The organism is Acidovorax sp. 69 (assembly GCF_002797445.1).
In the GTDB taxonomy this organism is placed as follows: domain Bacteria; phylum Pseudomonadota; class Gammaproteobacteria; order Burkholderiales; family Burkholderiaceae_C; genus Acidovorax.
The window spans coordinates 256,044-281,205 of the sequence record NZ_PGEP01000001.1; the positions used below are offsets into that span (position 1 = coordinate 256,044).

Genomic DNA, 25,162 nt, shown 5'->3' on the forward strand with positions numbered 1-25,162 from the left:
TGAATTTGTCACCGTGCAGGTGGGAAGAAGGCGGGGGTTCAGAGCTTCTCCAACGCCACGGCGGGCGACCAGTCGGTCCCGGCCGACCCCGTGCGGGCATCTTCCACACGCGCCAGCAAACGCAACGCCGCCATGTCGCCAGGCAGGAGATTGAGCACCTGGTGCAGCTGCATCAGCGCGCGGTCCCAGTCGCGCGCGTGGAAGGCATCGAGGGCGGCCTGGCTAGCGTCCCGCACGGCGGGATGGTCACAGGGCGTGAATACCCGCACGGGCTCGGTCTTGCCTTTGACGATGACATCGTCCAGCGCACGCAGTCCCACCGTGGGTGGCAGCTGCGCGGCGGTGGCGGCCGATAGCAGGATACCGGTGCCAAACGCCTTGTTGGCCCCCTCCAGCCGGGCCGCGAGGTTCACGGCATCGCCAATCGCGGTGTACGAAAATCGCTGCTCCGAGCCCACATTGCCCACCACCACACGGCCCGTGTGCAGGCCGATGCGCATGTGAATGGGCGGCAGGCCGCGCGCACTCAGATCCGCCTGCAGCGCCTGCAGCGCCTGCATGGCTTGCTGCATGGCGATGGCGGCCGCCACCGCGTGCTCGGCATGCTGCGGGTTATCCAGCGGCGCCCCCCAGAAGGCCATCACCGCATCCCCAATGAACTTGTCCACTGTGCCCCCCGTGGCATGAACAATGGGCGTCATGGCGTTGAAGTAGCCGGTGAGCACCTCCACGGTCTGCTCCGCGCTGAGTCGCTCGGACAGCGTGGTGAAGTTGGCCAGGTCGGTGAACATGAGCGTGACCTCGCGGGCCTCGCCCCCCAGTCGCATCAGCTCGGGGTGCGCGATCAGCCGCGACACCACGGCAGGCGGGAGGTACTGCGCGAGCATGGCGCGTGTCTGGCGGGCCCGCTGGCGCACCATGGCGTAGGCCACCAGCGCAGCCGCCGCGTAAACAGCCACCGCACCCACGGCAGGCAGCAGCGGCGGCCACCAGAGGCGGTAACGCGCAAACAGCCACCACGACACCAGCGCCATGGCCACCACCAGCCCCGCCGTGAGCGCGGCCGCGCCCGCCGGATGCAGCCTGCGGCTACCCCAGAGCAGCACAGGGAACAGCAGCGCGGTGAGCGCCAGCGTCCAGCCTTCGGACACACTGCGCAAACCGCTGCCGGTCAGGAAGTTGTCGACCAAGGTGGCCTGGAGTTCCACGCCAGGAAACAGGCGCTCGCCACCCGCTGTGCCGAACGGCGAGTTGAACAGGTCGGATTGTGCGCGAGTGAGTTCGGTCGCGGTGCGGGCTGACCGTCCTACCAGCACGATCTTGCCTTTGAAGAAGCCCGCCGGCAGAAGGCCCGGCTCCAGCGCCTGGTAGTACGAGCGCGTGTCAAACGTGCCACGCGGCCCCTGGTAACCGATCCATTCGGAGTGGCTCATCACGGGGTTCTGACCGCGTGCCTCGGCCGCGCGCTGGGCCAGCCGCAGGGCAAAACTCTCGCGTGCCAGCGGTGCGCGGCGCACCACAAAGTCGTCGTCCGGCTCCACGCCGGCATCGCCCGCGTCGGCACCGGCATCCAGAAAGCGCTGCAGCGGCTGAATGTCCATCCACAGCGCGGCGTTGCCACTGTCGATCTTCTCGCGTGTCGCAGCCAGCACCACGGGGCCCGCCGAGGCAATGGCTCGGTCCAGGGCCGCGTCTTCGGTCTCTGAGGACGGTTCCGCGAACACGATGTCCAGGCCCACGGCGGCGGCTCCTTCGGCACGCAGACGCTGCAACAGGGCCGCATGCACGCTGCGGGGGAACGGCCAAGTCTGCTGCAGCTCCTGGAAGGTGGGCTCGTCAATCGCCAGGATCACCACCGGCAGTGCCGTGCGCTGCGGCGCGGTCCAGGCCGTGAGCACATCAAAGGTCTTGAACTCCAGGGCTTGCCAGGTGCGGCTGAACGTGGCCGCCCCCACCAGCAGCAACGCCAGCGCGCAGGCCGCCAGCGCATCAAACTGCTGCCGGTACCGGGTGGCGGCAGAGGCCGTGTCAGAAGCGGTAGCGAGCGTCCAGGACATAGCGGGTGCTTCTGCGGTCCGACTTCGGTGCCCAGAGGTTCATGGCGGCAGCACCCACCACCCAGTGCTTGTCGTGCGACTCCCAGAACCCCATGAGGTCCACTCCCCAGCCAGGCGCCATGCGGGTGAGGTTTTCCTTGTCCTCAAAACGTTCCGACCGGTACACCGCGCGCCCGCTGAGATAGATGCGCTGCGGGCTGGCCCAGGTGGCGCCCAGTACGGCTGTGTGGCGCGGGATGTAGGGGATGCGGCCTGCGGCGCCGGCTGAATCAAAGATGCGGCTCTCGCTGCCCTGGTAAAGATACTTGGCGTAGCCCGACCAGCGCCGGCTGAACATGTGGTTGACGCCCGCGCCCAGGGTTTTGAGGGTGCCCATGTCAAAACTCGGCGTGTTCTCCAGCAAGTCGGTCGTAGAGAGGTTGACCAGTTGGGCATTACGCATCTCTTCCAGGAACGGCATGCTGGGGGTCTGCAGGTCTACCCCCACGGTGCCGGGGTTGCGCACACGCAGGTGGTCCGCGCGCAGGCTCAGAAAGGTGTTGGTGCCGATCTCCATGCCCAGCTGGGCCACCGTGCGCTTGTGGCGCCCGCCGGCTTCAACGAGCCGGTCCTCGACGGGGATGCCCGCCGTCTCCACGCTGGTGAGCGTCGATATGCTCAGCGGTCGCAACCAGTCCTGGTAGGCCATGCGCACGGTGGTGCCCGTGGCGGGCTGCCAAACCACACCCAGACGGGGCGTGACGACACGCTCCACGTCGGCGCGGCGAGCCTCCACCTCACTGAACCGATCCAGACCCACCAGGTAGCTTTGCGTCAGGCCGTCCACCCGATGGCGAATCTGCTGCAGGCCCAGCGCGGCGTCCAGGCTCAGCGCCTTGTCCAGCTGCTGGGTCGTTGCCAGAGTAAGGCCTGTATAGCGCCGGTCCACATGGTTGTAGCCGCCGAGCAGCAAATAGTCGCGGTAGGGGCCTACGCCGGGAATGTCGGCTCCCACGGCAGCCTCGCCGCCGATCAGATTGTTCTGGCGCTCACGCACGTGCTCCAGTGCCACGCTCCAGCGGCTGCCCGGTGCGGTGTCCAGCGTGTGCCGCAGCTGGAGGTCGTTGAACTGTTTCTTGGGCTCGCTGCCCACGCCCATCAGGCTCACGAACGGGGGCTCGATGTATGCGGTGGGATAACGCAGCAACAGGATGTTCTCCACACTGCGGCCTAGCTTGACCCAGGTCTGCTCGGTGGGGCCCCAGCGGTAAGACATGCCCACTGCGCCTTGTGTGCTCGTGTTGTCCATGGACGTCTCGAACAGGTTTTGGCTGCGCAGGCGCATGTCGAACTGGTTCACGTAGGCGAACAGGTTGATACGCTCGGTCGGTTGCATGCCCGCCCCCACGGTGACGGCGCGTGCGCGCACCTTGCCATAGCCAGCGCGCATGGCCGGGACATTGTTGACCTGCAGATCGAACGGAAACTCGCTGGCGTTGGCCGATTGCGCCTTGAAGAACCATGACACCGGAACATGGCTGTTGTCCATGCCGTTGAGCGTGACCGCTGGCGCTCGCATGCGGTAGGTGTCGCGGTCCATCGTGATGCCCACCGATCCATGGCCGCCGGGCCGCTGCAGCAATGACGAGTACCGCTGGCTCGCGCCAAAAGCCATGGGGTCCGTCAGAAAGCCCTGAAACAGTGCGGAGTTCTTGTTGAACTCGCCGGCATAGCGGTCGGCCAGGAACAGGTGACTGCCGCCCCAGTACGGGTAAAAGCTTTGCTGGGCCAGTTCCAGTGCCCAGTCTTCCATGCCAAAAAACGCCAGCGATGCGCCGAGGTTGGCGCTACCCTTTTGGTCATTGGCAACCTGGTTGAGCGACTTGAGGTAGGGCATGCGCTGCACGGCAGCACGGGCGGCCTCCACAGCCTCTCCGGGTTGGAACAGGTCGGTGTGGATCTGTGCCAGCAGCATGTGGGGAACAGGGTCCTTGTCATCCAGTGCAATGGCCTGGTCCAGCGTGGACAGCGCATCCTGATGGCGGCCGAGCTGGTAGTAGGCCACGGCCGTCCAGGTCTTGGCGCGTGCGTAGCGGGGTTCCATCACGCCCGCGCGCAGCAGGGCGTCGAGTGCCGTTTGCGGATCCCCTCGTTTGAGGTGCAACAGGCCTTGTCCTGTTAGCGCCACGTAGTCCGCCGGGTTGTCGCCCAATGCCGTTGCGAAGGCCTGGCCCGCATCGGTGAACTGGTTGGCGAAGGTTTCAAGCGTGCCCAGTTCGCCCCAGGCCCCTGGGCTTTGTGGCGAAAGGGCCAGTGCCTGCTGCAGGTTGGCACGCGCGGGGCGCGTGTCTTCGCGTTCGGTATGGGCACTGCCCAGGCCCTGCCAGGCGCGGGCGTCGCCTGGGGCAAGCTGCGTGGCCTCGGTGTATGCGGCCACCGCGCCCGGCGCATCGCCACGCCGCCGCGCCAGTTCGGCGCGCACCATGACAAGCTCGGTATGGGCCGTTCCTTGCATCGGGGCCAGCGTGGCGATGGCGTCGTCCACCCGGTCGGTCAACATCTGTACGCGGGCCAACTGGGCCACCAAGGCGGGATGTGCAGGCCAGCGCTCCAGGGCGGTGCGCAGCGTGGCCGTGGCAGCAGCGCCTTCGCCCTCCATGAGCTGCACATCGGATTGCATGAGCCAGACCGGCAAGGGCGCAGCCGATGGCGCCGCCACTTGCCCGGCCAGTTGATCACGCGCGGCCAGCAGGTCGCCCGACTGCAGCGCGGTGGCAGACTCCAGCGCCGCCACCCAGGGCCCGGGCGCGGTGCCCCTGGCCTGCGCCAAGGCGACACGCGCGGCTGGCTGGTCGCGCGCCTCCAGCGCTGCACGCACCGGAGCGAGTGCTGTGGGCACGGGTTCGGCGGCCAGGTGTGGCAGGGGGTCGGCACGCAGTGCGTTCACCCACTGTATGCGGTCACGCGGCTGGCTCAGCACCAGCTTGACCGGGGCCTTGCCCACTTCGGCCAGCGCCGCTTCGTTGGCCCCCACCGACACCGCTCCTTGTGCGTTGGAAAACTCCACCGTGCCCGACAACACCGTGATCAGCGTGCGGCCATCGTCTTCCACGCTGATGTCCCAGTCGGTTCCCCGAATGGCGGCGGTGGCTGCTGGGGTTTCCAGGTTGAGGCGGCTGCCATCGGAGCGCTTGGTCTGCGTCCACGCCCGGCCGGCATTGAGCAGCAATGTCGTGACTGGCTGTGCAGGGGTGGCCACCCCTTTGACTTGCAGCACCGTGTTCTGGTGCAGGCGCAGTTGGGTGTCGTCGGCAAACAGCAAGGCCATCTTGGCGGCCTGGCGCGTGCGTACAAAGTCACCGGTGACCAGTGCCTGTGCCAATCGGGCAGGCGCCCAGTCCGGGGCTGCTGCGGCACGCTGGTCACCCACGCCCTGCAGACTGACGATTTCGGCGGCAGCGCCAGTGGGTATGGTGGCGTGGGCCCACAAAGGCCAGGCCAGGGCCATCAATGCGGCCATGGCGGTGAGCGTTGGCAAGCGGGTTGTGTGGTGGGGCATATCGTGGCTTTCGAGGAAGGCAGGAAAACGCGTCACCAGGCGACCCTCCCTGGCACCTGGCGAACGGAAATTATCGCGAGCAGGCGCCGAAAATGCGCTGGCTGGCACCGGCCCGAACAGTGCATTTCATGAAGAAAGCCACATTTGGTCGCACCGCGTAGCCGCCACAGAAACCCCGCACGGCCCTTTCCTACAGACGCCGTGCGGGCGTAGTGCTACAAATTGACAACGTTCAGAGCCTGAGCGGTTCAAAGATTGCATTGATCACACACTCTGCGTGTGTTGCCTGGAGTTTTCAAAAATATGCCCTCCGCCCCCCGCCTCAAGATTGGTCTGTCTGCCTGCTTCCAGCACGCCGACACCTCCCGTCCGCTGTTCACCGGTAAAACCCTGCAGTACGTCGAACAGTCCATTGCCCACTGGCTCATGTCGGCAGGGGCTATGGTGGTGATGGTGCCTTGCCCTACCGGGGAGACAGCCCGTGGCGACGTGACGCTTGATCACTATGCCGAGTGGCTGGACGGCATCGTCATGCACGGCGGTGCTGATGTCTGGCCGGGCAACTACGGGGAAGAACCCCTGCGCGAGGAGTGGGTTGGAGACCGTGTGCGCGACCTTTACGACCTGGCCGTCGTGAAAGCATTTGCCCAGGTCGGAAAGCCCATTTTTGGCGTGTGCCGGGGCCTTCAGCTGATCAATGTGGCCTTTGGTGGGGCGCTGTACCAAGACCTGCAGACCCAGCACCCCGGCGCGCAGGAGCATCGGAATGCCACGACCTACGACCAGCATTTCCACGACATTCACATCGTGCCCGACACCCATCTGGCGACGCTGTACCCGAAACAGCTGCGCGCACGGGTCAACAGCATCCACCACCAGGGCATCAAGCGGGTGGCGCCGGATTTTGTGGTTGAGGCCCTGAGTGAACCGGACGGAGTTCCAGAAGCCATCCGCCTGCAACCAGCGCCTGGGCGGGGCTATATTGCTGCCACGCAATGGCACCCTGAGTTTCACAAAGTCGGCTCGGACACGCTGGATGACACGGCCATTTTGAGCGACTTTCTGGCCGCATGTGAGCAAGCCAAAGCGAACCCCAGGTCTGTGCAACATGCGGCGTCGTCCTCCCTGCGAGGGAGGGCTACGCGGCTGTTGCGGCACGCATTGTCGAGGCAGCGGACGTAAGGGTACGTATGGGCGCCGAAGTCGCCCGTGCGCCTCAGTGGCCCTGGGTGTTCACTCCCGCCAAAGCCCAGCCGACCACAGACTCCAGCTGTTCCCGCAGCCAGCGGTGCGCGGCGTCCTGCTGGTAGCGTGTATGCCAGATAAGGTACATGGGCAGGCCGGGGCAGGCCACCGGCACCGGCGAACTGGCCAACGCAGCCAGCGCAGTGCGCCCCAGCAGCGATGGTGCCGTGATGAGCAGCGGCGTGCCACACACAAACGCGGGCAGTGCGGAAAAACCTGGCACATGGATCACAAAGCGCCGGTGCACGCCGCGGGCTTCAAGCTGCCGGTCCAGGTCCAGACCCCGGTGCGCTTCGTAGGCCACAGTGGCGTGGTTGGCCGCCAGATAGTCCGCTTCTGAGGTGGGAGCATTGCGCACGGTGGGGTCGTAAAACACCCGGTATTGGTCTTCAAACAAGCGCTTTTGCACGATGTCGGTGCCATCTGGTGGGCGCGGGCTGATGACCATTTGGCAGGCGTCCGAACGCAACAGCTCGGCACTGGGTGCGCCGCTGGGCACGATGCGCAAGGTGACGTTGGGAGCCGCATCACGCAGGCGCGCTGCCAGCGCGGGCAGCAAAAGGTCGCGCTGAAAATCGTTGGCCGCGATGGTCAGGTGGGCGCTCCACGTGGCGGGGTTGAAGACAGGCCCTTGCGCAAATTGCTGCATCTGGCGCAACAGCTCGCGCGCCGGGGTGGCCAGGCCTTCTGCGCGCGCCGTGGGCACAATGCCGCGCCCACGCTTGACGAACAGCGGGTCGCCCGTGATGGTGCGCAGTTTGTCAAGCAGGTGGCTCACGGCCGACTGCGTGACGCCCAGGCGCTCGGCGGCAGCAGTGATGCTTCCGGTCTCCAGCACCGCCAGCAGCAAATGCATGAGGCGCCCGTCCAGATCAGACCCATCGATTTTGCTCATGCATTCGATGATCTGTGCCCCCTTCATCTTTGGCAATGGTGTCGCGACACTGCGACCTGACTTACATCAAGCCTTGGAGACACCGTGACCACCGCCTTGCCCCCCATCCCCGGTACCACACCGTTCGACGGCGACCAGGCCCGCAAGGGCTATGCGCTGAACAAGATGTGCTTTTCGTTCAACGTTGCAGCCAACCGAGAGGCCTTCCTGGCCGACGAAGAGGGCTACATGCGCAAGTACGGGCTGAACGAACAGCAGGCCGCCGCCATCCGCGCGAAGAACGTGCTGCAGCTCATTGCGGCGGGCGGCAACGCCTACTACCTGGCCAAGTTCGCGGGCATCTTCAAGCTGGACATGCAGGACATCGGTGCGCAGCAGACCGGCATGACCAAGGACGCATTCAAGGCCATGTTGGTGGCCGCTGGACAATAGAAAGGGAGACACACATGGCACAACTCATCGGCGGCCTCGGCACCTCGCACATCCCGGCCATTGGCAACGCCATCCACAAAGGGCTGCAGAACGAGCCCTACTGGAAGCCTTTTTTCGACGGCTTTCCACCCATCCGGCAGTGGCTGGGCGAGAAGCGGCCCGACGTGGTCGTGATGTTTTACAACGACCATGGCCTGAACTTCTTCCTCGACAAGATGCCGACCTTCGCTGTGGGCGCGGCGGCGCAGTATCACAACGCGGATGAAGGCTGGGGCATCCCGACGCTGCCACCGTTCCAGGGCGAGGTAGACCTGTCGTGGCACCTCATCAATACGCTGGTCGTCCAGGAGTTTGACGTGACCACCTGCCAGGAGATGTTGGTAGACCATGCCTGCACGCTGCCGCTCAAGCTGTTTTGGCCCGAGGGTGATTGCCCCGTGACGGTGGTGCCGGTGTGCATCAACACCGTGCAGTTTCCACTGCCATCGGCCAAGCGCTGCTACGCGCTGGGCAAGGCCGTGGGTCAGGCGATCCAGAGCTGGGACAGCAGCAAGAAGGTGGCGGTGATTGCCTCGGGGGGCCTGAGCCACCAGCTCGATGGCGAGCGCGCGGGCTTCATCAACAAGGCGTTTGACCTGCAGTTCATCGAGAGCCTGACCAGCAACCCCGAGTGGGCGACGCAGTTCAGCGTGCACGAGCTGGTGGAAAAAACCGGCACCCAGGGCGTGGAGCTGCTGATGTGGCTGGCCATGCGCGGCGCGCTGTCCACCGCCAGTGCGGGTGTGCGCCGCGTGCACAGCAACTACCACATCCCTATCTCGAATACGGCCACGGCGGTAATGGCTTTGGAAACGGTGTAGTCACACAGAGGCAGGGCCCTGCGCGCGCATTGCCCGGAACTGCGGAGCAGCGACCGGTGGCGTCCAACGCCACGGCAGCACCTGGGGCCGCCACACGGCCCGCTGCACCGTGAGCTGCAGCACACGCTGCGCGCCGGGCCAGGGTGCGCAGGCTGTGGCGCCCCACAGCACTTCGGCGCGGGCCGCTATATGGAGCAAGCCGCCTTCTTCATAGTCCACGACCAGCAACCCGGCCATCGGGTGCTGCGTCAGATTGCCCAGGGTGTTGAAGAATTGGTTGCCCGGGTAGTCCGGCAAGCTCAGCACCACGCCGTGGTCGGTCTGCAGGGCCTGCACAAACCCGGGTTCGCCACCACGGTGCGACACATCCACCCCTTCGCCGCGCGCAGCACCGGGCCGCGGCGCCGAGGCACTGGCTATAAACAGTGTGTCGGACTGTCGCACCCGCGCTATCGCGGCGGCATCCAGGTCAGCGCCCAGCCACTGGGGTGGGCCTGGGGGTCTTGGCGCGGGGCGCAGGCCCGGCTGGCGTGCCTGGATGTACTTGGGGCAATTGCCAAAGCTCTGCGTCACCTGTACGGACAGGCACTGATCACCAAAGCTCGTCACCCGGCCATTCATGCGATTGCGCCGCCGCGTGTGGGGCTCTAAGCCGAGCACGCCCACCGCATCACCGGGCGCCAATTGCGACAGCACTGGATCAGCGGCGTCGGGGGCCGTGGCGATCTGCATGTGCCGGGCATCCGGTGTATGGGCAAAGCCAGGGGGGCCTGCAAGCTGTGTGGCCCACGGCTGGCCTTGTGCATCCAGTGCCCCCAGCAGCAAGGTCGGCAACTTCTCGAACAGTTCGCGGTGCTGGTCAGGCATGTGGTCGCGCATCACCACCGCGCCCATGGCGGCCATGCGTTCACGCATGCCCACCCGCGCCTGCATCGCCTGTTCACCCGGGTGGAAGACATCCGCCACGGGGTCTTCAATGGGCGTTGCGGGTGTCATTGCGTCACCTGCGCTGCATTGGGCAACCGGTCGGCCAGCGGCAAGTAGCCAGGCAACGCCTGCATGCGTGCCACCCAGGCCGCAACGCGGGGGTAAACCTCCAGGGGCAGCCCCGCAATGTGGGCCTGCGAGATGTAGCTGACCATCGTGATATCGGCCAGGCTCGGTAGCGTGCCCCCCAGCAACCAGGCGCGTCCCTGAAGCTCCTGCTCCATGAACGCCAGCAGGCGCCTGCCGGTGGCCTGTGCGGCTTCGCTCACCGGTTGACCACACAGGGCTGCAAAACGCGGCGCCGCAACACCTTGCGCGAGCAAGCCCGCTGCCAGGCTGAACCAGCGCTGCAACCGGGCCAGGCTTTCGGGATCCTGCGGCATCCATGCGCTGTCTGGTGCGTAACGTTGCACCAGATAGACCAGGATGCCGTTGCTGTCGCTCAGTACGAGGTTTGAATCCACCAGCACGGGCACCTGGCCCAGCGGGTTGAGCGCCAGAAAATCCGCGTGCCGGTTTTCGCCCTCCAGCAGGTTGACCGGTATCCGCTCGTACGGCAGACCCATCATCGACAGCAGCAGTTCAACCCGATGGCAGTGCCCCGAGATAGGCATGCGATATAGCTGGAGGGGGGATGTGGGCAGCATGGCGAGGGTCCTTGTCTGAAGGGTGAAAGAAGCCTTGACGATATCTATTGCGATATCTGAAGTGAATAGCCATAGTTCAACTTTCAAAATTGCGAAAATTGAAATAGTCACCCCATGGACCACCTCGACACCCTGCGTTGTTTTGTGACTGTGGCCGACGCGGGCGGCTTTGCCGTGGCGGGTCGGCAGCTTGGGTGCTCTGCCACCGCTGTCACACGCGCTATCGCAGCGCTGGAGACGCGGCTCGGTGTGCTGCTGTTTCAGCGCAGTACCCGCATGGTGCGACTGACCGAAGCGGGCGAGCGGTTTTTGCTCGATTGCCGCCCCATCCTCAACGACCTGCATGAGGCAGAACAAGCCGCCAGCGGCGCGCAGGCGGAGGCCCAAGGCCTGCTGTCCATCACCGCGCCGCAGATGTTTGGCATTCAGCATGTGGCACCGTTGGTGCAGGGCTTTTTGCGGGCGCAGCCGCGCGTGCAAGTGCGCACACTGTTTGTGAACCGCCTGGTGCATCTGCTGGACGAAAGCATGGACGTTGCCATCCGCATCGCGCACCTGCCAGATTCCGGCCTCACCGCGTTGCAAGTGGGTGCGTTGCGCCGCCTTGTGGTGGCGTCGCCCGCCTATCTGGCGCAGTACGGCAGGCCGCAGCATCCGGCAGAACTGAGTTCGCACCGAGCCATCGGTTTTTCGTTCGACGCGCGAACGGCTGCTCCCTGGAAGTTTCGTGATGGCGCCACAGGCCACCCGCAGTTCGCCTGGATCAGCAATAGCAATGAGGTGGACATTGCGGCGGCAGAGGCAGGCTTGGGCTTGACGCGGTGTCTGGCCTACCAGGCCGCAGCAGGATTGCGCGCAGGACGGCTGCGCATCGTGCTGACCGAACACGAATTGCCGCCGGTGCCTGTGCACATCGTCTACCCCGCTGGGCGGAAGGCGCCCGCCAAGGTGCGCGCCTTTGTGGAGTTTGCGCGCGAGCGGCTGGCGAAGGAGCCGGTACTGAACGGTCGCGGTCTGGGGCGCGGTAACACCTTGTTGCCACAAACTTTCTGACCTGTCATCGCCGCCTGTCGGCGTGCCGTTGTAGGTACAAGTCCGGCGTTTTGTCGGGCGGTTTATCCGATCTGAAAGGATTTCTCATGAACAAGCTCATCGCTGTCCTGCTCGCTGGTTTCTTCGCTACCGCATCCTTTGCCCAGGCACCTGCTACCCCCGCGACGCCAGCGACGCCTGCGAAATCTGCGGTACCTGCAGCCCCTGCGACAACGGCCATGCCTGCAACGCCAGCGGCACCCGCCACGGCAGCCATGCCCGCAGCGCCTGCCGCCAAAGCCGAGGTCAAACCTGCCGTAGCAATGCCTGCCGCCACGGCATCTGCACCGGCAGAAAAGAAGGTGGAGAAAAAGGCACACAAGGCCAAGAAGTCCAAGCCAGCGGCAGAAAAGAAAATGGACGCCGCCAAGCCCGAAGCCGCCAAATAATCTCTGAAGATTTCTGCGCCAAAAAAAGCCCGCGTTGCGGGCTTTTTTGTTGGATCAACAAAGCGTTTGGCTCACAGGCCATTGCCTGCATCCGCGCGTTGGGCCTGCACGAATGCACGGTCCATCGGGATGGGGATGGGTCTCGCCATCGGCCACCCGCTGGATGCCACAGGTGCCCGCGTCTCCGGCAAGGAGGCTACGTTGTTGCAGCGGGACAGTGGCCGCTACACGCTGGCTACGCCGTGTATCGGCGGCTGGCACAAGAGGCGGCGGTGCTGGAAACTCTCTGAGTTCATCAGAGCCTTGTTACCTGCGCCGCTGCGTGCGCCTGGCGGTGTGTGCGCTCAGTGCTGATGCCCGTGTGCACCATGCACATGGCGGTGTGCAATTTCTTCAGCGCTTGCCGCACGCACATCCGTGACCTTGCAGCTGAACTTCAGGGCCTGGCCCGCCAGCGGGTGGTTGCCGTCCAGGTGCACTTCTGGTCCTTTGATCTTGACCACGTTGAACACGGCGGGCTGGCCGTCGCTGCCCACACCCTGCAACTGGCCACCCACCTTCACGCCCGGGGGGAACTCGCTCTTGGGGATGGTGCGCACCAGGCCTTCGTCGCGGGCGCCAAAGGCGTCTTCCACGGCCAGGTCCAGCGCGGTGCTGAAGCCAACGGTCTGGCCTCCGAGGGCTGCTTCGACCTTGGGGAAGATGTTTTCATAACCGCCGTGCAGGTACGACAGGCTGCCACCGTCCAGCGGCTTGCCTTCGGGCGTGGTGACTTTGTAGGTGATGGTGACGGCGGAGTCTTTGGTGATGGTGGTCATGAGGTATGCGCTTGGGCTCAGTTACTGGGGTGAGCAGCGCAGGGCCACGCACCAGCGAAAGAAAGTGGGCATTGTCTACGACATGGCCTCTGGGGCTTTGCAGGCACCCAACCGGGACTATAAGTTTCCGCGTTTGCAAGGCCGTTGGGGGCCACCGGTGTCGGCAGAAGAGCCTGGCAAAGGAATCGCTGTTAGTTCTTAGGCTGCATCCGCAATGCGCATTTTCCCCGACCTGCGCACGCAGGAATAGCTCGGAAACGCTGCGACGTATTTCGTCGCAGCGCATGGCTATAGTGCGACGTATCAAAACGTTACGTCATGCCTACCCAAACGTCCCGAAATACGATGCGAACTGCTCAAATGGCTACCCAAGAGCGGCTCGGGAAAGTCCGTCAGCAGCTGGGCCAAGAATTGATGTCCTGGAACAGATGCTTTGCGGGAGGCGATCGCGCAATCGCTCCGACATGCCTGCAAGCGGCATGACACCTCAGCAAGAACAGAGCGCCCGCAACGATGCCCCCTTTGAATCCCGACCTGCCAGCGAGCAACAGCCCACAGTTCCATCCAGTGCGGGACCTTCTGAGTGAAGTCTTGGCGCTGCAAGGACGCCAGCAAGCCCGAGAAACCCGCAGAGCGCGCGAGCTGCTGCAGCATCCTCTTGTGCATGATCTGGTGCTGACGGAAAAGGTTCAAAGGCAGCTGACCAGTGCGCGCCACAACATCTTTGAAGCACTGGGCGTTGCCCATAAAGAAAACTACCATTCCCGCTTCATCGGCTACCTCTTCAACCCGAGTGGCGAGCACGACCAAAACGATGTGTTCTTGCGTGCCCTACTGCAGTGGGTAGCGCTGCAGATCGATCTTTCATCGGCTGTTCGCGTATCAATAGATGCCTATCTGGGTGGTGCCTTGCATCGCGCTAAAGCCAAAGTCACCACGGAGCTGGACACAGGGGGATACGGGCGTGTTGACCTGGTGATCGAACTGCCGGGTGGCACCACCGTCGCCATCGAAAACAAGGTCTACGCAGGCGAGCAAGACAGGCAGCTGAGCAGGTACTGGCAGTGGCTGCGATCACGCCCCGGACGTTCTGCTGAGCAGACGGCACTCATTTTTCTCACCCCTGATGGCAGAGCGGGTGCGACGTCTGCGGCCGGAGATTCCGTTGTGTGCATGTCCTACGCACACTTAGCGCAAGTGCTTGAGAGAGGGGGTGCCGGGTGCCCGCCCTCCGCAATTTCTCTGCTTCAATCAGTATCCCAGTACACCCATCTGTGCCGAAGCATCGCAACAGGAAACGCGACTATGACCAAGCCCAATAGCGATATTCAAAACCTGCTGGATGACCCTGCTCAGCTTGAAGCTGCGTTCACCCTTGCAGAGCAGTTGGAAGAAAAGAAAAAATCCATCCTGAAGAACTTTTCTCTCCATGTAGTGGACTTGTTGAATCAAGAACTGCAAGGGGCAAACCTCCACCAGAAACCATGGATCGCCAGCCTTGAGCCAGGCAACGAATGCATCTACGGCATTGGGGCAGACGGCGCGTTTGGCAAAAATTACCGATGCGTGGTTGAGAACCAATTCAAAGGATGGATTAACGTGGGGTGGCTAAACGCCCACAGACGGCAAATCTGTGAAGACGTAGTACTGCAAGACGAGATGGTGCAGCAAACGGGGGGCTGGACAGACAAAGACTGGTGGCTCTGCACGAAAGCGCTTTTCAAAAACGCCCCAGAGGCAAGCCCTCTGCTAAACGCGACAGCCCAAAATCTTCTTCAGCTCCACGAAGACAACCGTGATGTAGATCACCCTCTTGCCCAGCGCTTGGCGGAGGAGGTTTGGGCCATCTTCAACCCCTTCCAAGAACGGGTGCAGGCCTTATTGAATCCGTCTGTCAACAGCATTTCCAGCCGCTGAATCCTGCATTCAACCAACCCAAACCCTATGACCTACGCCGCAAAAATCGAAGGCACCAACGTGAAGATCGTTGAGATCCGCACCAACAGCACTAAGCGCACCTTGGGCTGTGCAAACTACAAGGGAGCCAAGTCCGTCAACATCACCGGCGATCTGGCGGCAGTGACCTGCGGTGACGGCAAGGTGCGTGTGTACGAAATACGAACGGGCTCGCTCAAACGGACGCTGTAGCACGGCAAACACTCCCCTCAGCACCTACTTGCTCCATAACGATGAAACCTCCTGGCCTCTCCAAGTCCCGCATCGCTGCCTGGCGGCAGTGCCCGCGCAAGCTGTGGCTGCAAGTGCACCGGCCTGATCTCCTAGAAGTGTCTGAGGAAGTAGAGCGCGGACACCAAATTGGCTATGAAGTCGCAGAGGTCGCTCGCTCGCTGTTTCCGAACGGCGTTCTCATTGACGGTGAAACCGATTTGCAGTCTGCGCTGGACGCCACGCACAGCACCATGCGGCAATTCCCGGACCGCCCCCTTTACGAAGCGACTTTCCAGCACGACAACGTCCTGGTGCGGGCCGATCTCTTGCTGCCCACGCCAACGGGCTACCGGATGGTCGAGGTAAAGTCTTCCGCCAGCGTCAAGCCCAGCCATTGGGACGACTGCGCCTTGCAAGCCTGGGTGCTCCGGCAAAGCGGCGTTTCGCTGAGTACCGTCGAACTGGCCCATATCGACACCGCCTTCGTTTACCAAGGGAACGGCGACTATCAAGGGCTCTTGCACCATGCTCCGTTGGATGCAGACATTGAGCCCATGATGGAAAGCGTTGCCCATTGGATTGATCAGGCACGCCTGGTATTGCAAGGGACTGAGCCTGCAACGGCCACCGGCGCGCAATGTGACGATCCTGTCGAATGCCCTTTCAAGTCGCACTGCGGCGTGGCGGCCACAGAGGAAATGCCAGAGCCCGACTACACGCTAGACGTGTTTCCACGCATGCGATCTGCCCTCAAAAACGAGCTGCGAGCACAAGGTGTTTTCGACGCTTTGCTGGTGCCCCAGGATCATCTCAACGAAACGCAACTGCGGGTACAAGAGTGCAGCCGCACCGGTCAGATGTGGCTGTCAGACGCTGCTGCCCGGGTGTTGGGAGGCCTGCCCTACCCACGCTACTACCTAGATTTCGAGACCATCAAACTGGCCGTGCCACGCTGGGCGAATACGAGTCCCCACCGCACGCAGGTGCCGTTTCAGTGGTCTTGCCACATCGAAGAGGAATCAGGAGAACTGCGGCACGCCATGTTCCTCGACGTGACAGGCAATGACCCACGCCGCCAGTTCGCGCAGAGCTTGGTGGAAGTGGTGGGCGACAAGGGCCCGGTACTGGTGTACTTCCAAGGGTTTGAAAAAAGCCGCATTGCCGAACTGGCTGCCCTGTACCCGGATCTGGCGGCACAGTTGGAAGCCATCAACGACAGAGTTATCGATCTGCTTCCGCTCACCCGGGAGAGCTACTACCACCCCAACATGCGCGGGTCTTGGTCTATCAAGGCGGTGCTGCCCACCGTCGCCCCCGATCTGGACTACGGGCAGATCGCCGTGAGTAACGGCACAGCCGCGCAGACTGCGTATGCCGAAATTGTGCATCCCGAAACCACCGACGCGCGACGGCAGCTACTGACCGAAGGGCTGCGCGAGTACTGCAAGCTCGACACACTGGCGATGGTGCGGCTCGCGCATTTTTTGAGTGAGACAACCTCTTGGCGGTACTTCCTGCCAGCCATCGGCAATGGCGGCGCGCCCTTCTTTCACGCACTGCGAGAGGACGCTCCTCTGGACCCGCCGCTCCAGGAAGCAGCAGAACTTCTGCGCGAACGCTGCCGCAGCGCAGACAACAGAGTGATTCCTGATGCGGTGTCATGGCTACAAAGAAAGCTGAGAAGCGGGTATGTAAGAACCCAAGCGCTGGTTCAAGAGCTGACAGCAGCTGGGGTCCTGTCATCCCTTGTTGAGCGGCAAAAGCAACGATGAGTGGAGCTGCGAGCGGCGACCAATTCAGCATCAGAACCGCGCGTCGCACGGCGCCCTCGAACAGGCGTTGAGTGCGCGTTTGGTGCGTGACCTGGAGTCGATGGGGGTTCGCCAGAGACAGCCCCTTACGCGCTCAAGCTCCCGTGCCAGCGGGAATCTCTTCCTCGGCCTGCCCCGGATACCGCGCAAAGCGCCGCGCCGCAGTGCCATGCACGGGGTCCTGTTCCGGCCAGGGCCAGCCGCCGAACTGGGTGCGGCGGTAGTCGTTCATGGCCTGCATGATCTCGGCCTGGGTGTTCATCACGAAGGGGCCATATTGCGCCACGGGCTCGCCAATGGGCCGACCCTGAAGAACCAGGCATTCCGCCGCAGTGGCGCCGGTGTTGGTCAGCACGCAGTCGTCCCCGGCGCGCACTTCCAGTGCGGCGTGGCGGTCTACGTCCTGCGGGCCCACGCGCAGGCTGTCACCCACAAAGAAGTACAGCATGCGCTGTGTGTCGGAGCCCCTTGCCGCAGGCAGCGTCCACTCGGCGCCCGGCTCCAGGCGCAGTGTCCAGATGGCCACATCGCCTTCGGGCTGGGAGGCCCAGGATTCGGGGGGCGGCGACAGCGGCTCGGGCGCGCCGGGCAGCGCGCCCGCCACCACCGTCACCGTGGTGGCGCAGCCGGCGGCGTCGTGGTGCACCAGGCGCGGAATGCGCTCGTTCCACAGCATGGTGAAGTGGGGCTCGACCATCTTGTTTTTCGCGGGCAGGTTGAGCCAGATCTGGAACAGCTCCAGCGGGTTGGGCTCGGTGGCATTGAGCAGCGGGAACATCTCGGAATGCACGATGCCCTTGCCAGCCGTGACCCACTGCACATCGCCGCCGCCAAAGCGCGCGGCAGCACCCAGCGAGTCGGAATGGTCGATAAGGCCTTTGCGTACCAGCGTGACGGTTTCAAAGCCACGGTGCGGGTGGCCTGGGAAGCCCGGCACGGTCTCGCCGTGGTACATGCTCCAGCCGTCCTTGCGACTGAAGTCGCTGCCGATCTGGCGGTCTTCCACAGGCACGGCAGGGCCGAACGCCGCATTGCCGGCCGGGTAGGCATCGTCATGGTGGGCACAGAACAAAAAGGGGTCCAGTGTGGGCCATTGCGGGCCCAGCAACTGGGCCCGCACGATGGGCATCAAGGTGGTAGCGGTGGGGGAGGACGGCATCAGGGACTCCTTGGATGGGCGCCACCCCAACCGGGTGGCATGCCATTGAAATATGGGGTCCATGGTGCCGCAAAAGAAGGGCCTCAGATGGGACAGTGCGATGCACCACGCAGGACAATGAAACGCCGATGGAACGCATTGTGGATGCGATTTTTGGACGAAATTCGGTGTCAGCGCTTATGCAATAAGCGCTGATAGCTCCTCAATAAATAGCAAGAACCCATCACACAACGGGATCGTGCGCGGCCCGTCATGTGCTGTTCATCCCATACAGCCGTGCCGTGGCCTGCACCCGCTCCACCAGTGCGCGGCGCAGCACGGCGGGCCGCAGGACCTCCACCTGTGGCGACAGACGCATGAGTTGGCCGCAGGCGTGTTCCACCGATTCCGTGGGAATGGTCAAGGCCACACGCCCGTCCTTGCGGCGTGGCGGCGGTGCGGCTGCCACGGCACGCGCCACGGCGCTGCTGAGCAAACGCAGCCCCTGGAGCCCGGCGGGTGTGGCCAGCAGCGCGGCCTCGCCCGTGTAGAGCCCCGATTCAAAGCGTTTGATCGACTCGGCCCAGTAGTCCGGCAGGTCGAACCGCGCCGGACGGCGCACCGGCATATCGAGCACCTGTGCCGCCAGGATGTTCGACACCCGGTAGGTGCGCGGACCCACGTCTGCGGGTGTCTTGCCCGGACTGGCCGGCAGCGCCACCAGGTACCAGACGCCGGCCTTGAGCACCAGGCCCAGCGGGCTGACGGTGCGCTGCACGGTGTCAGACCAACTCTCGTAGCGCATCGCAACCTGATAGCCGCCCCACACGGCGGCAGCCACGGCGGGCAGGTGGGGCGTGGGGTCGCTTTCGCGGTACCAGTCCACCGGGTCCAGGTGCAGGCGGGTACTCACGCGCTGTGCGTCCTCGCGCCAGGACGCGGGCAGCGAGGCCAGCAGTTTCAGCCGCGCGCCTTCCACATCGCCGCCCATGCCCAGGTCTTGCGCAGGCCCGGGCAGACCGCTCAGAAAGACCGCCTGCGCCTCCGAAGGCGTGAGCCCGGTCAGGGTGGTTTTCCAGCCTGGCAGCAGAGCAAAACCCCCGTGACGCCCGCGCTCGGCATAGATGGGCACACCGGCCGCGCTGAGCTGGTCCACGTCCCGATAGAGCGTGCGCACCGACACCTCCAGCGCATCGGCCAGCGCCTGCGCGCTCATGCGGCCCTGGGTTTCAAGCAGCATCTGGATCGACAACAGGCGGCTGGCGCGCATGGTGACAGGGGCGGTGAACGCGGGCCACCTGAAAGTGCCCCCACCGAAAAAATGAACAGGGCCCAAAGATATCCCAAATAACTGCCATACGGTGGCAGGTATTGCGGCGCAGACTGCCCCCTGAATTTGTTCCCTCTCCTACACCAGCAGGAACCCACATGCCCGATACCGCCTTGGCCGCAATCCATGCCCGTCCGACGTCTGTTCTGGAGGACTGCCAGGTCATTGAGCTGCGCCAGTACACGCTGCAGCCGCAGCAGCGCGACGTGCTCATCAACCTGTTCGACCGCGAATTCATCGAGGCCCAGGAGGCCCAGGGCATGCGGGTGCTTGGGCAGTTTCGCGACCTGGACCAGCCCGATCTTTTTGTGTGGCTGCGCGGCTTCGCCACCATGGAGACCCGTCGCCAGGCCCTGGAGGCGTTCTATGGTGGACCTGTGTGGGCTACACACCGCGCTGCGGCCAACGCCACCATGATCGATTCCAGCAACGTGCTGCTGCTGCGCCCGGCCTGGCCCGGCGCTGATGCTGCACTGCCAACGCATGCCCGCCCTGAGCCCCCCACGCAAAGCACGCAGAGTGCGCCGCCGGGCATCGTGGACGCCACGGTGTTCTCCCTGCGCGAACCTGCCACACCAGCGCTGCTGGCCTTCTGCCGCCACCGCATGACACCCACGCTGCTGCGTGGGGGTGCACGCCAGGTGGCGTGGTACTGCACCGAAACCAGCGCCAATACCTTCCCCCGCCTGCCTGTGCGTGAGGGCGAGTTTGTTCTGGTGGTGCTGGCGGTGTTTGGCAACGAAGGCGCGTTGCAGTCACTGGCCGACAGCGGCGCGTGGGCGCGCGACGTGGCCCCTGGGCTGGCACCCTGGCTCGCCACCACACCAGAGACCCACCGCCTGCAGCCCACGGCGCGGTCTGCACTGCACGCCTGACACCACAAGCCCCCATCACAAGGCGACCGCACCATGCACACTCCCCAGCCCATCACCCTTGCGTCGCCCGCCATGGCGCCCGGCGCCGCGCGCGACTTTGACTTCCTCATGGGCCCCTGGCGCATCCGAAACACACGTCTGGTGCACCGCCTGGCGGGTTGCAACGACTGGGAGATGTTCGACGCCACCGGCACCGCAGGCCCGCTGCCCGGTGGCATTGGCAACTGCGATGACTTCACTCCCCTGGCGTGGAAGCCCGGCTTTGTGGGCATGGCGCTGCGCGTGTTCAGCCCTGTCACGCAGTGCTGGAGCATCTATTGGCTCGACAACACCACCGGCGGCCTGGACCCGGCCACGGGCCTGTTGTACCCGCCCGTGGTGGGCGGTTTTGACAATGGTGTGGGCCTGTTCTATGGCACGGAGACGTTTGAGGGCCGCCCGGTGCGCGTGCGCTTCGAGTGGTCGCAACGGCACTCTGGCGCACCGCGCTGGGAGCAGGCATTCTCCGATGACGATGGCGCCACCTGGGAGGTCAACTGGGTCATGGAGTTCGCGCGGCCTGTTGCGTAGTGGCCCTGCGCCAATGCGCCAGAGGGGGACGTCCGTGGATGCCACCAGCGCGCGCCACAGCGCGTTGGTACACAGCCAGCCCGTCGGGGCAAGACGCGATTGTTGGCAATTCAGCAAACAGTCCGTTCTGAAGAAGGGTATTTATCGCTTTTCTGCTGCGCACTACAGTGGCACCACTGCCTGACAAGGTGGGATTTAACGACTGCACCTGCCCATGACCACCTTCTCCGCCACCGTCCAGACGCGCATCAAAGCCTCCCCTGCGCTGGCGTTCCAGCACATTGCGCCGATGGACCCGCGCGCCCTGTTCACCGGCTACGGGCCTTTGCCCGCAGTGACCGGAACCAGCGACCAGACCGGTGCGTGGGATGCTCCGGGCCAGACGCGCACGGTGGCGCTGTCTGACGGCAGCAGCGCGCAGGAGGGGCTCAAGCACTACCACCCTGCCCAGTACTTCAGCTACACGGTCAGCAACTTCACGGGGGCGTTGCGCTGGCTGGCCACAGGCGCCAATGGTGCCTGGTGGTTTGACCCGCAGGCTGAAGGCACGCAGACCACGGTGCGCTGGCGCCACGCCTTTCACGCCCGCTCTCAGTGGGCCGCCCCGGTGCTGTGGTTGCTGGCCAACGTGCTGTGGCGCGGCTACATGCGCAAGGCATTGCGCCTGGCCAAGGCGCAGATCGAGACCTCGTCGCAGGCACCCGCAAGCGCTGCACTGTCGGCCTGATTCGCACGGACCGGCGCCAGGGGCCGCGTGTCGGCCGTCCAGCGAATCACAGACCTGCGCCCTCCAGCTTCCGCACGCGCCGATGCGGTCTGCGCAGGTGGGTGGACATGCCCTGTGCATGTTCAAACGCGCTTGGCAGTGCTTCGCTTCAGGCTGCAAATCCGCCATCGATCAGCAGGCTGGCGCCCGTCACCATGCCCGACTCCGGCCCTGCCAGGTAGGCCACCATGCCGGCGATTTCATCGGGGTGCGCGTGGCGGCTTAGCGCCATCAGGCTGTGCATGTTGCTGGCCATGGGGCCATCGGCGGGGTTCATGTCGGTGTTGACCGGGCCAGGCTGCACGTTGTTGACCGTGATGCCACGCGGCCCCAGGTCGCGGGCGAGGCCCTTGGTGAGGCCGACGATAGCGGCCTTGCTCATGCCGTACACGCTGAAACCCGCCCATGGCACGCGGTCGGAGTTGGTGCTGCCAATGGTGATGACGCGGCCATAGGCCCCGTCCTGCCCCATGTGGCGCACGGCCGCCTGTGTGGCCACGAACACGGCACGCACATTCACATTGAGCGTGTGGTCGAAGTCGGCCAGCGCAAAGCTGTCGATCTCTCCGGCCACAGCCACGCCAGCGCTGTTGACAAGGATGTCGAGGCGGCCCAGCGTGCGCGCTGCTTGGTCCACCGCCTGCGTGAGGGCGGCGGCATCCGCGCTGTCCGCATGCAGCGCCAGTGCGCGGCCACCCTCCGATTCAATGGCGGCGGCCAGCGCCTTCGCGGGTGCTTCGGAGCTGCTGTAGGTGAACGCCACAGCGGCCCCGTCACGCGCCAGGCGCCGCACGATGGCCGCGCCGATGCCGCGCGCGCCGCCGGTGACAAAAGCCACCTTGCCGGCCAGAGCGCGCGGGGTCGGTGCATAAGGGGCTGATGAAGGAACTGACGCAGCAGAAAGGGACGCCGTAGACATGGTGTTTCTCCAATAGACAAGGGATAAGAAGGAAAGAGCCGAAACCGGGAACACCTGTAGTGTCGAAAAAACATTGCACTGTCGGTAGCCATGAATGGGCTGCATTTGTTTCAACCCATGGTTGAAAATGCAAGCCATGCAACCGCTGAGTCACCTCGAATCCTTTGTCAAATCTGCAGAGTCCGGCAGCTTCTCGGCCGCTGCGCGGCTGATGGGCCTGACGCCCGCCGCCGTGAGCAAGAACGTGGCGCGGCTGGAGGCCGGGCTGGGCGTGCGGCTGTTTCAGCGCAGCACGCGGCGCCTGATGCTCACCGAGGGCGGGCAGCGCCTGCTGGCGCAGATCAGCCAGCCACTGACTGCTCTGGCCGACGCGGTAGACCATGCGGCAGAGACCGATCAGCAACCTGCGGGCACGCTCAAGGTCAGCATGGGCCAGGCCTTTGGCCGCGCCTACCTGGTGCCACTGCTCACCGAGTTTTTGCAGCGCTACCCCGCCATCCAGCCCGACTGGCGCTTTGAGAACCGTCAGGTCGATTTGATCGGCGAGGGTTTTGACGCCGGCATTGGCGGCGGGCTGAACCTGAACCCGGACATGGTGGCGCGCACGCTCGGGCCCGTCCACCTGGTCGCCGTGGGTTCACCCGCGTTGCTCAAGGGCCGCAGGGCGCCGCGCCACCCGTCCGATCTGGCGCAGTGGGATGGCATTGCGCGGCGCACCATCCGCACAGGGCGCATTGCGGTCATCACCCTGCGCAACAAGGCGGGCGAAGTGGCCGCTGCCGAACTGCGCCCGCGCCTCGTGTTCGACGACCCCGAGGCCATGTGCCAGGCCGCCATGATGGGACTGGGCCTCACGGTGCTGCCCATGCCATTTGCCTTGCCTTGGCTGGCGCGGGGCGACCTGGTGCGGGTGCTGCCGGGCTGGTGGGCCGATGCCGGGCCCACCTCGCTGTACTACCCCAGCAAGAAGCTGCTGCCTGCGCGCACGCGGGTGTTTGTGGACTTTGTGGTGGCGCAGTTCAGCGAGCGCGGCTTTGCACAGCGTGTGCGCGGGGATTGACCGGTCAGCTGCGTGCATGGGTGTGTCATTGCACAGGGGCCTGATTGCAGAAGACCTTGTGGGCGGCTGGCAATAATGGACACGCCGATCGGCCTCTCGTCTTTGTCTTCCCACTCTTCACACCATGCCCCAACACATTGGCATCGTCGGCTGCTCTGCCGAGGGCGCTGCCCTTTGCTACCGCACCCTCTGTACCGAAGGCCCGGCGCTGCTCGGCCGCCCGCACGCGCACCCTGAGGTGTCGATGCACACGCCGCCCCTGGCCGACTACGTGGACTGCCTGGACCGGGGCGACCTGCAAGGGGTGGCCGATCTCATGCTGGCGTCGGCCCACAAGCTGGCGCGCGCGGGGGCTGACTTTCTGATCTGCCCTGACAACACCATCCACCAGGCGCTGGACCGGGTGCTGCCGCATTCGCCGCTGCCCTGGCTGCACATTGCCGAGGTGGTGGCCGCCGAAGCCGCCGCGCAGGGCTACCGGCGCCTGGCGCTGACCGGCACGCGCTGGCTGGTGGACAGCAGCGTGTACCCCGACAAGCTGGCGGCCCTGGGGCTGGCGTATGTGCGCCCCACGGAGGCCGAGCGCAGCCAGATCAACCACATCATCATGGACGAACTGGTGCCTGGCGTGGTCCGGCCCGAGGCCGTGGCCACGTTCCAGCAGATCATCGCCCGCATGCGCCAGGACGACGGCTGCGATGCGGTGGTTCTGGGCTGCACCGAGATTCCGCTCCTCCTCAGCGACGCCAACTCGCCGTTGCCCACGCTCGACTCCACCCGCCTGCTGGCCCGCGCTGCGCTGCGGCGGGCCGTTGCAGAGGGCTGAGCGCCGCAGCCTGGTGGTGGTTGCTGGGGCCCCGGCCTGTTTTTTTGACCTTTTTGCTCACAGGCGCCGGTATATCAAGCGGTGACTGCTATAGTTTTTGAGCAATCCCATCGACCACCGCGCTCACGGCTGCTTGGGCACAAAGGCCACGGTCAGCCCCTGGGCCGTCACGGTGATGGGCCCCGGCTGCAAGCCCAGGCCGTCGAACACGGCCGTATCCTGCGGGCGCAGCTGGTGCAGCGTGACTTCGCGCAGCGACTGCTCGGCCAGCACCGGGCCGTAGGCATTGAGAAGGTCGGTGACAGCTGGTTTGAGGCTGGGGAAGTCCAGCCGCCCCAGCCGGATCTGGTGGGCGCGCAAGCTGCGGTCACTGGCCTCGTAGCGCAACGCAAACTCCACCTCAAAACTGCCCGCATGGCTGCGCCGCAGCGCGGGGCCGGCAGCATCGACCGCCATGGCTGCACCCAGGCGGTTGACCTCGGGCAGCAGCCGCAGGCGCGGTGCTTGCAGGCTCAGATTGAACAAGCCCTGCACCGGCACGCTGCGCGGAAACTTCTCGGCCACCATGTCCTGCAACTGCGCCAGCGGCACGGTGTAGCTGGGCTGGGCCCGCGCGCTACGCCCTGCCAGCAGCACACCACCACCCAGCGCCCATGCGCTGCGGGTGGCGTTGGTCAAAAATTGTCGGCGGTGCAGCATGGCTGGTCTCCTGGAAGGGCTGTGGGATGCGGATGCGCA

23 protein-coding genes and 1 pseudogene are annotated in these 25,162 nt (G+C 64.7%); 14 read left to right on the forward strand and 10 right to left on the reverse strand.

The features are described from left to right. Window positions 1-38 precede the first annotated feature (38 nt). Both CLU85_RS01180 and CLU85_RS01185 read right to left on the reverse strand, forming a co-directional pair. Window positions 39-2,057, reverse strand: a complete 2,019-nt coding sequence (locus CLU85_RS01180; RefSeq protein WP_100408686.1) for a CHASE2 domain-containing protein — start codon at window positions 2,055-2,057, stop codon at window positions 39-41. Continuing rightward, window positions 2,029-5,595, reverse strand: coding sequence for a TonB-dependent receptor domain-containing protein (locus CLU85_RS01185; protein ID WP_100412310.1), 3,567 nt, complete (start codon window positions 5,593-5,595; stop codon window positions 2,029-2,031). The genes CLU85_RS01180 and CLU85_RS01185 overlap by 29 nt, the downstream gene beginning before the upstream one ends. A 303-nt stretch (window positions 5,596-5,898) precedes the next feature. On the opposite strand from CLU85_RS01185, the gene CLU85_RS01190 reads away from it, so the two are divergent. Then, window positions 5,899-6,777 carry a gamma-glutamyl-gamma-aminobutyrate hydrolase family protein gene (locus tag CLU85_RS01190; protein WP_100408687.1) on the forward strand — a complete coding sequence of 293 codons (879 nt, stop codon included), beginning with the start codon at window positions 5,899-5,901 and terminating at the stop codon, window positions 6,775-6,777. Between the two features lie 34 nt (window positions 6,778-6,811). Here the strand turns inward: CLU85_RS01190 and CLU85_RS01195 are convergent, their stop codons facing one another. After that, on the reverse strand, window positions 6,812-7,744 hold the full coding sequence (locus CLU85_RS01195) for a LysR family transcriptional regulator (RefSeq protein ID WP_100412311.1): 933 nt from the start codon (window positions 7,742-7,744) through the stop codon (window positions 6,812-6,814). Window positions 7,745-7,819: 75 nt separating this feature from the next. On the opposite strand from CLU85_RS01195, the gene CLU85_RS01200 reads away from it, so the two are divergent. Both CLU85_RS01200 and CLU85_RS01205 read left to right on the forward strand, forming a co-directional pair. Next, window positions 7,820-8,167: a protocatechuate 4,5-dioxygenase subunit alpha gene (locus tag CLU85_RS01200; protein WP_100408688.1), complete on the forward strand. Its 348-nt coding sequence runs from the start codon at window positions 7,820-7,822 to the stop codon at window positions 8,165-8,167. A 14-nt stretch (window positions 8,168-8,181) separates the two neighbouring features. Next, window positions 8,182-9,027, forward strand: coding sequence for a class III extradiol dioxygenase family protein (locus tag CLU85_RS01205; RefSeq protein WP_100408689.1), 846 nt, complete (start codon window positions 8,182-8,184; stop codon window positions 9,025-9,027). Here CLU85_RS01205 and CLU85_RS01210 read toward each other — a convergent pair whose 3' ends face one another. Beyond that, window positions 9,028-10,023 (reverse strand): pyridoxamine 5'-phosphate oxidase family protein, encoded by a 996-nt coding sequence (locus CLU85_RS01210; protein WP_100408690.1) that lies wholly within the window; start codon window positions 10,021-10,023, stop codon window positions 9,028-9,030. It abuts the gene before it with no gap. Beyond that, complete coding sequence (locus CLU85_RS01215; RefSeq protein ID WP_100408691.1) at window positions 10,020-10,661, reverse strand: glutathione S-transferase family protein; 642 nt, start codon at window positions 10,659-10,661, stop codon at window positions 10,020-10,022. Before CLU85_RS01215 ends, CLU85_RS01210 begins: the two co-directional genes overlap by 4 nt. Window positions 10,662-10,775: 114 nt before the next feature. Here CLU85_RS01215 and CLU85_RS01220 point away from each other — a divergent pair, with 114 nt between their 5' ends. The 3 genes and pseudogenes from CLU85_RS01220 to CLU85_RS01230 form a co-directional block, all read left to right on the forward strand. After that, window positions 10,776-11,714 (forward strand): LysR family transcriptional regulator, encoded by a 939-nt coding sequence (locus CLU85_RS01220; RefSeq protein WP_100408692.1) that lies wholly within the window; start codon window positions 10,776-10,778, stop codon window positions 11,712-11,714. A gap of 86 nt (window positions 11,715-11,800) precedes the next feature. Beyond that, window positions 11,801-12,142: a hypothetical protein gene (locus CLU85_RS01225; protein ID WP_100408693.1), complete on the forward strand. Its 342-nt coding sequence runs from the start codon at window positions 11,801-11,803 to the stop codon at window positions 12,140-12,142. A 53-nt stretch (window positions 12,143-12,195) separates the two neighbouring features. Continuing rightward, window positions 12,196-12,496, forward strand: a pseudogene (locus tag CLU85_RS01230) (hypothetical protein); the annotation flags it as partial. Here the strand turns inward: CLU85_RS01230 and CLU85_RS01235 are convergent. After that, entirely contained in the window at window positions 12,487-12,960 is a 474-nt protein-coding gene (locus tag CLU85_RS01235) for a peptidylprolyl isomerase (protein ID WP_100408694.1), read from the reverse strand. The pseudogene CLU85_RS01230 and the gene CLU85_RS01235 overlap by 10 nt on opposite strands. A 522-nt stretch (window positions 12,961-13,482) precedes the next feature. Between CLU85_RS01235 and CLU85_RS01240 the strand changes: the two genes are divergently transcribed. The 3 genes from CLU85_RS01240 (at window position 13,483) to CLU85_RS01250 (ending at window position 16,901) form a co-directional block, all read left to right on the forward strand. Continuing rightward, a complete protein-coding gene (locus CLU85_RS01240; RefSeq protein ID WP_157803898.1) occupies window positions 13,483-14,877 on the forward strand; it encodes a PD-(D/E)XK nuclease family protein in 1,395 nt (464 codons plus the stop codon). A gap of 27 nt (window positions 14,878-14,904) precedes the next feature. Then, on the forward strand, window positions 14,905-15,108 hold the full coding sequence (locus CLU85_RS01245) for a hypothetical protein (RefSeq protein WP_100408696.1): 204 nt from the start codon (window positions 14,905-14,907) through the stop codon (window positions 15,106-15,108). A gap of 113 nt (window positions 15,109-15,221) precedes the next feature. Continuing rightward, window positions 15,222-16,901, forward strand: coding sequence for a DUF2779 domain-containing protein (locus CLU85_RS01250; RefSeq protein WP_157803899.1), 1,680 nt, complete (start codon window positions 15,222-15,224; stop codon window positions 16,899-16,901). 133 nt (window positions 16,902-17,034) lie between these two features. On the opposite strand, the gene CLU85_RS01255 is transcribed toward CLU85_RS01250, so the two are convergent. Together CLU85_RS01255 and CLU85_RS01260 are read right to left on the reverse strand one after the other, a co-directional pair. Continuing rightward, a complete protein-coding gene (locus tag CLU85_RS01255) occupies window positions 17,035-18,099 on the reverse strand; it encodes a pirin family protein (protein WP_100408698.1) in 1,065 nt (354 codons plus the stop codon). A gap of 250 nt (window positions 18,100-18,349) precedes the next feature. After that, complete coding sequence (locus CLU85_RS01260) at window positions 18,350-19,348, reverse strand: YafY family protein (protein ID WP_100408699.1); 999 nt, start codon at window positions 19,346-19,348, stop codon at window positions 18,350-18,352. A gap of 158 nt (window positions 19,349-19,506) precedes the next feature. On the opposite strand from CLU85_RS01260, the gene CLU85_RS01265 reads away from it, so the two are divergent. The 3 genes from CLU85_RS01265 (at window position 19,507) to CLU85_RS01275 (ending at window position 21,580) form a co-directional block, all read left to right on the forward strand. After that, complete coding sequence (locus CLU85_RS01265) at window positions 19,507-20,283, forward strand: NIPSNAP family protein (protein ID WP_100408700.1); 777 nt, start codon at window positions 19,507-19,509, stop codon at window positions 20,281-20,283. A gap of 33 nt (window positions 20,284-20,316) precedes the next feature. Beyond that, the gene (locus tag CLU85_RS01270) at window positions 20,317-20,853 is read left to right on the forward strand and encodes a hypothetical protein (RefSeq protein WP_100408701.1); all 537 of its coding nucleotides are present in this window, start codon (window positions 20,317-20,319) and stop codon (window positions 20,851-20,853) included. A 214-nt stretch (window positions 20,854-21,067) separates the two neighbouring features. Next, the gene (locus tag CLU85_RS01275; protein WP_100408702.1) at window positions 21,068-21,580 is read left to right on the forward strand and encodes an SRPBCC family protein; all 513 of its coding nucleotides are present in this window, start codon (window positions 21,068-21,070) and stop codon (window positions 21,578-21,580) included. A gap of 148 nt (window positions 21,581-21,728) precedes the next feature. Here CLU85_RS01275 and CLU85_RS01280 read toward each other — a convergent pair whose 3' ends face one another. Next, window positions 21,729-22,538 carry an SDR family oxidoreductase gene (locus CLU85_RS01280; protein ID WP_232727692.1) on the reverse strand — a complete coding sequence of 270 codons (810 nt, stop codon included), beginning with the start codon at window positions 22,536-22,538 and terminating at the stop codon, window positions 21,729-21,731. A gap of 136 nt (window positions 22,539-22,674) precedes the next feature. On the opposite strand from CLU85_RS01280, the gene CLU85_RS01285 reads away from it, so the two are divergent. Together CLU85_RS01285 and CLU85_RS01290 are read left to right on the forward strand one after the other, a co-directional pair. Continuing rightward, window positions 22,675-23,598, forward strand: coding sequence for a LysR family transcriptional regulator (locus tag CLU85_RS01285; RefSeq protein WP_100412313.1), 924 nt, complete (start codon window positions 22,675-22,677; stop codon window positions 23,596-23,598). Window positions 23,599-23,722: 124 nt separating this feature from the next. Beyond that, window positions 23,723-24,424, forward strand: coding sequence for an aspartate/glutamate racemase family protein (locus CLU85_RS01290; protein ID WP_100408703.1), 702 nt, complete (start codon window positions 23,723-23,725; stop codon window positions 24,422-24,424). A gap of 123 nt (window positions 24,425-24,547) precedes the next feature. Here the strand turns inward: CLU85_RS01290 and CLU85_RS01295 are convergent, their stop codons facing one another. Beyond that, window positions 24,548-25,123 carry a DUF1439 domain-containing protein gene (locus tag CLU85_RS01295; RefSeq protein ID WP_100408704.1) on the reverse strand — a complete coding sequence of 192 codons (576 nt, stop codon included), beginning with the start codon at window positions 25,121-25,123 and terminating at the stop codon, window positions 24,548-24,550. Window positions 25,124-25,162 lie beyond the last annotated feature (39 nt).

Coding starts and splice junctions, on each gene's coding strand:
- CLU85_RS01180 (WP_100408686.1), bottom strand. CDS start 2,057: ATGTCCTGGACGCTCGCTACCGCTTCTGACACGGCCTCTGCCGCCACC.
- CLU85_RS01185 (WP_100412310.1), bottom strand. CDS start 5,595: ATGCCCCACCACACAACCCGCTTGCCAACGCTCACCGCCATGGCCGCA.
- CLU85_RS01190 (WP_100408687.1), top strand. CDS start 5,899: ATGCCCTCCGCCCCCCGCCTCAAGATTGGTCTGTCTGCCTGCTTCCAG.
- CLU85_RS01205 (WP_100408689.1), top strand. CDS start 8,182: ATGGCACAACTCATCGGCGGCCTCGGCACCTCGCACATCCCGGCCATT.
- CLU85_RS01210 (WP_100408690.1), bottom strand. CDS start 10,023: ATGACACCCGCAACGCCCATTGAAGACCCCGTGGCGGATGTCTTCCAC.
- CLU85_RS01215 (WP_100408691.1), bottom strand. CDS start 10,661: ATGCTGCCCACATCCCCCCTCCAGCTATATCGCATGCCTATCTCGGGG.
- CLU85_RS01220 (WP_100408692.1), top strand. CDS start 10,776: ATGGACCACCTCGACACCCTGCGTTGTTTTGTGACTGTGGCCGACGCG.
- CLU85_RS01225 (WP_100408693.1), top strand. CDS start 11,801: ATGAACAAGCTCATCGCTGTCCTGCTCGCTGGTTTCTTCGCTACCGCA.
- CLU85_RS01235 (WP_100408694.1), bottom strand. CDS start 12,960: ATGACCACCATCACCAAAGACTCCGCCGTCACCATCACCTACAAAGTC.
- CLU85_RS01245 (WP_100408696.1), top strand. CDS start 14,905: ATGACCTACGCCGCAAAAATCGAAGGCACCAACGTGAAGATCGTTGAG.
- CLU85_RS01255 (WP_100408698.1), bottom strand. CDS start 18,099: ATGCCGTCCTCCCCCACCGCTACCACCTTGATGCCCATCGTGCGGGCC.
- CLU85_RS01260 (WP_100408699.1), bottom strand. CDS start 19,348: ATGCGCGCCAGCCGCCTGTTGTCGATCCAGATGCTGCTTGAAACCCAG.
- CLU85_RS01265 (WP_100408700.1), top strand. CDS start 19,507: ATGCCCGATACCGCCTTGGCCGCAATCCATGCCCGTCCGACGTCTGTT.
- CLU85_RS01270 (WP_100408701.1), top strand. CDS start 20,317: ATGCACACTCCCCAGCCCATCACCCTTGCGTCGCCCGCCATGGCGCCC.
- CLU85_RS01275 (WP_100408702.1), top strand. CDS start 21,068: ATGACCACCTTCTCCGCCACCGTCCAGACGCGCATCAAAGCCTCCCCT.
- CLU85_RS01280 (WP_232727692.1), bottom strand. CDS start 22,538: ATGTCTACGGCGTCCCTTTCTGCTGCGTCAGTTCCTTCATCAGCCCCT.
- CLU85_RS01285 (WP_100412313.1), top strand. CDS start 22,675: ATGCAACCGCTGAGTCACCTCGAATCCTTTGTCAAATCTGCAGAGTCC.
- CLU85_RS01290 (WP_100408703.1), top strand. CDS start 23,723: ATGCCCCAACACATTGGCATCGTCGGCTGCTCTGCCGAGGGCGCTGCC.
- CLU85_RS01295 (WP_100408704.1), bottom strand. CDS start 25,123: ATGCTGCACCGCCGACAATTTTTGACCAACGCCACCCGCAGCGCATGG.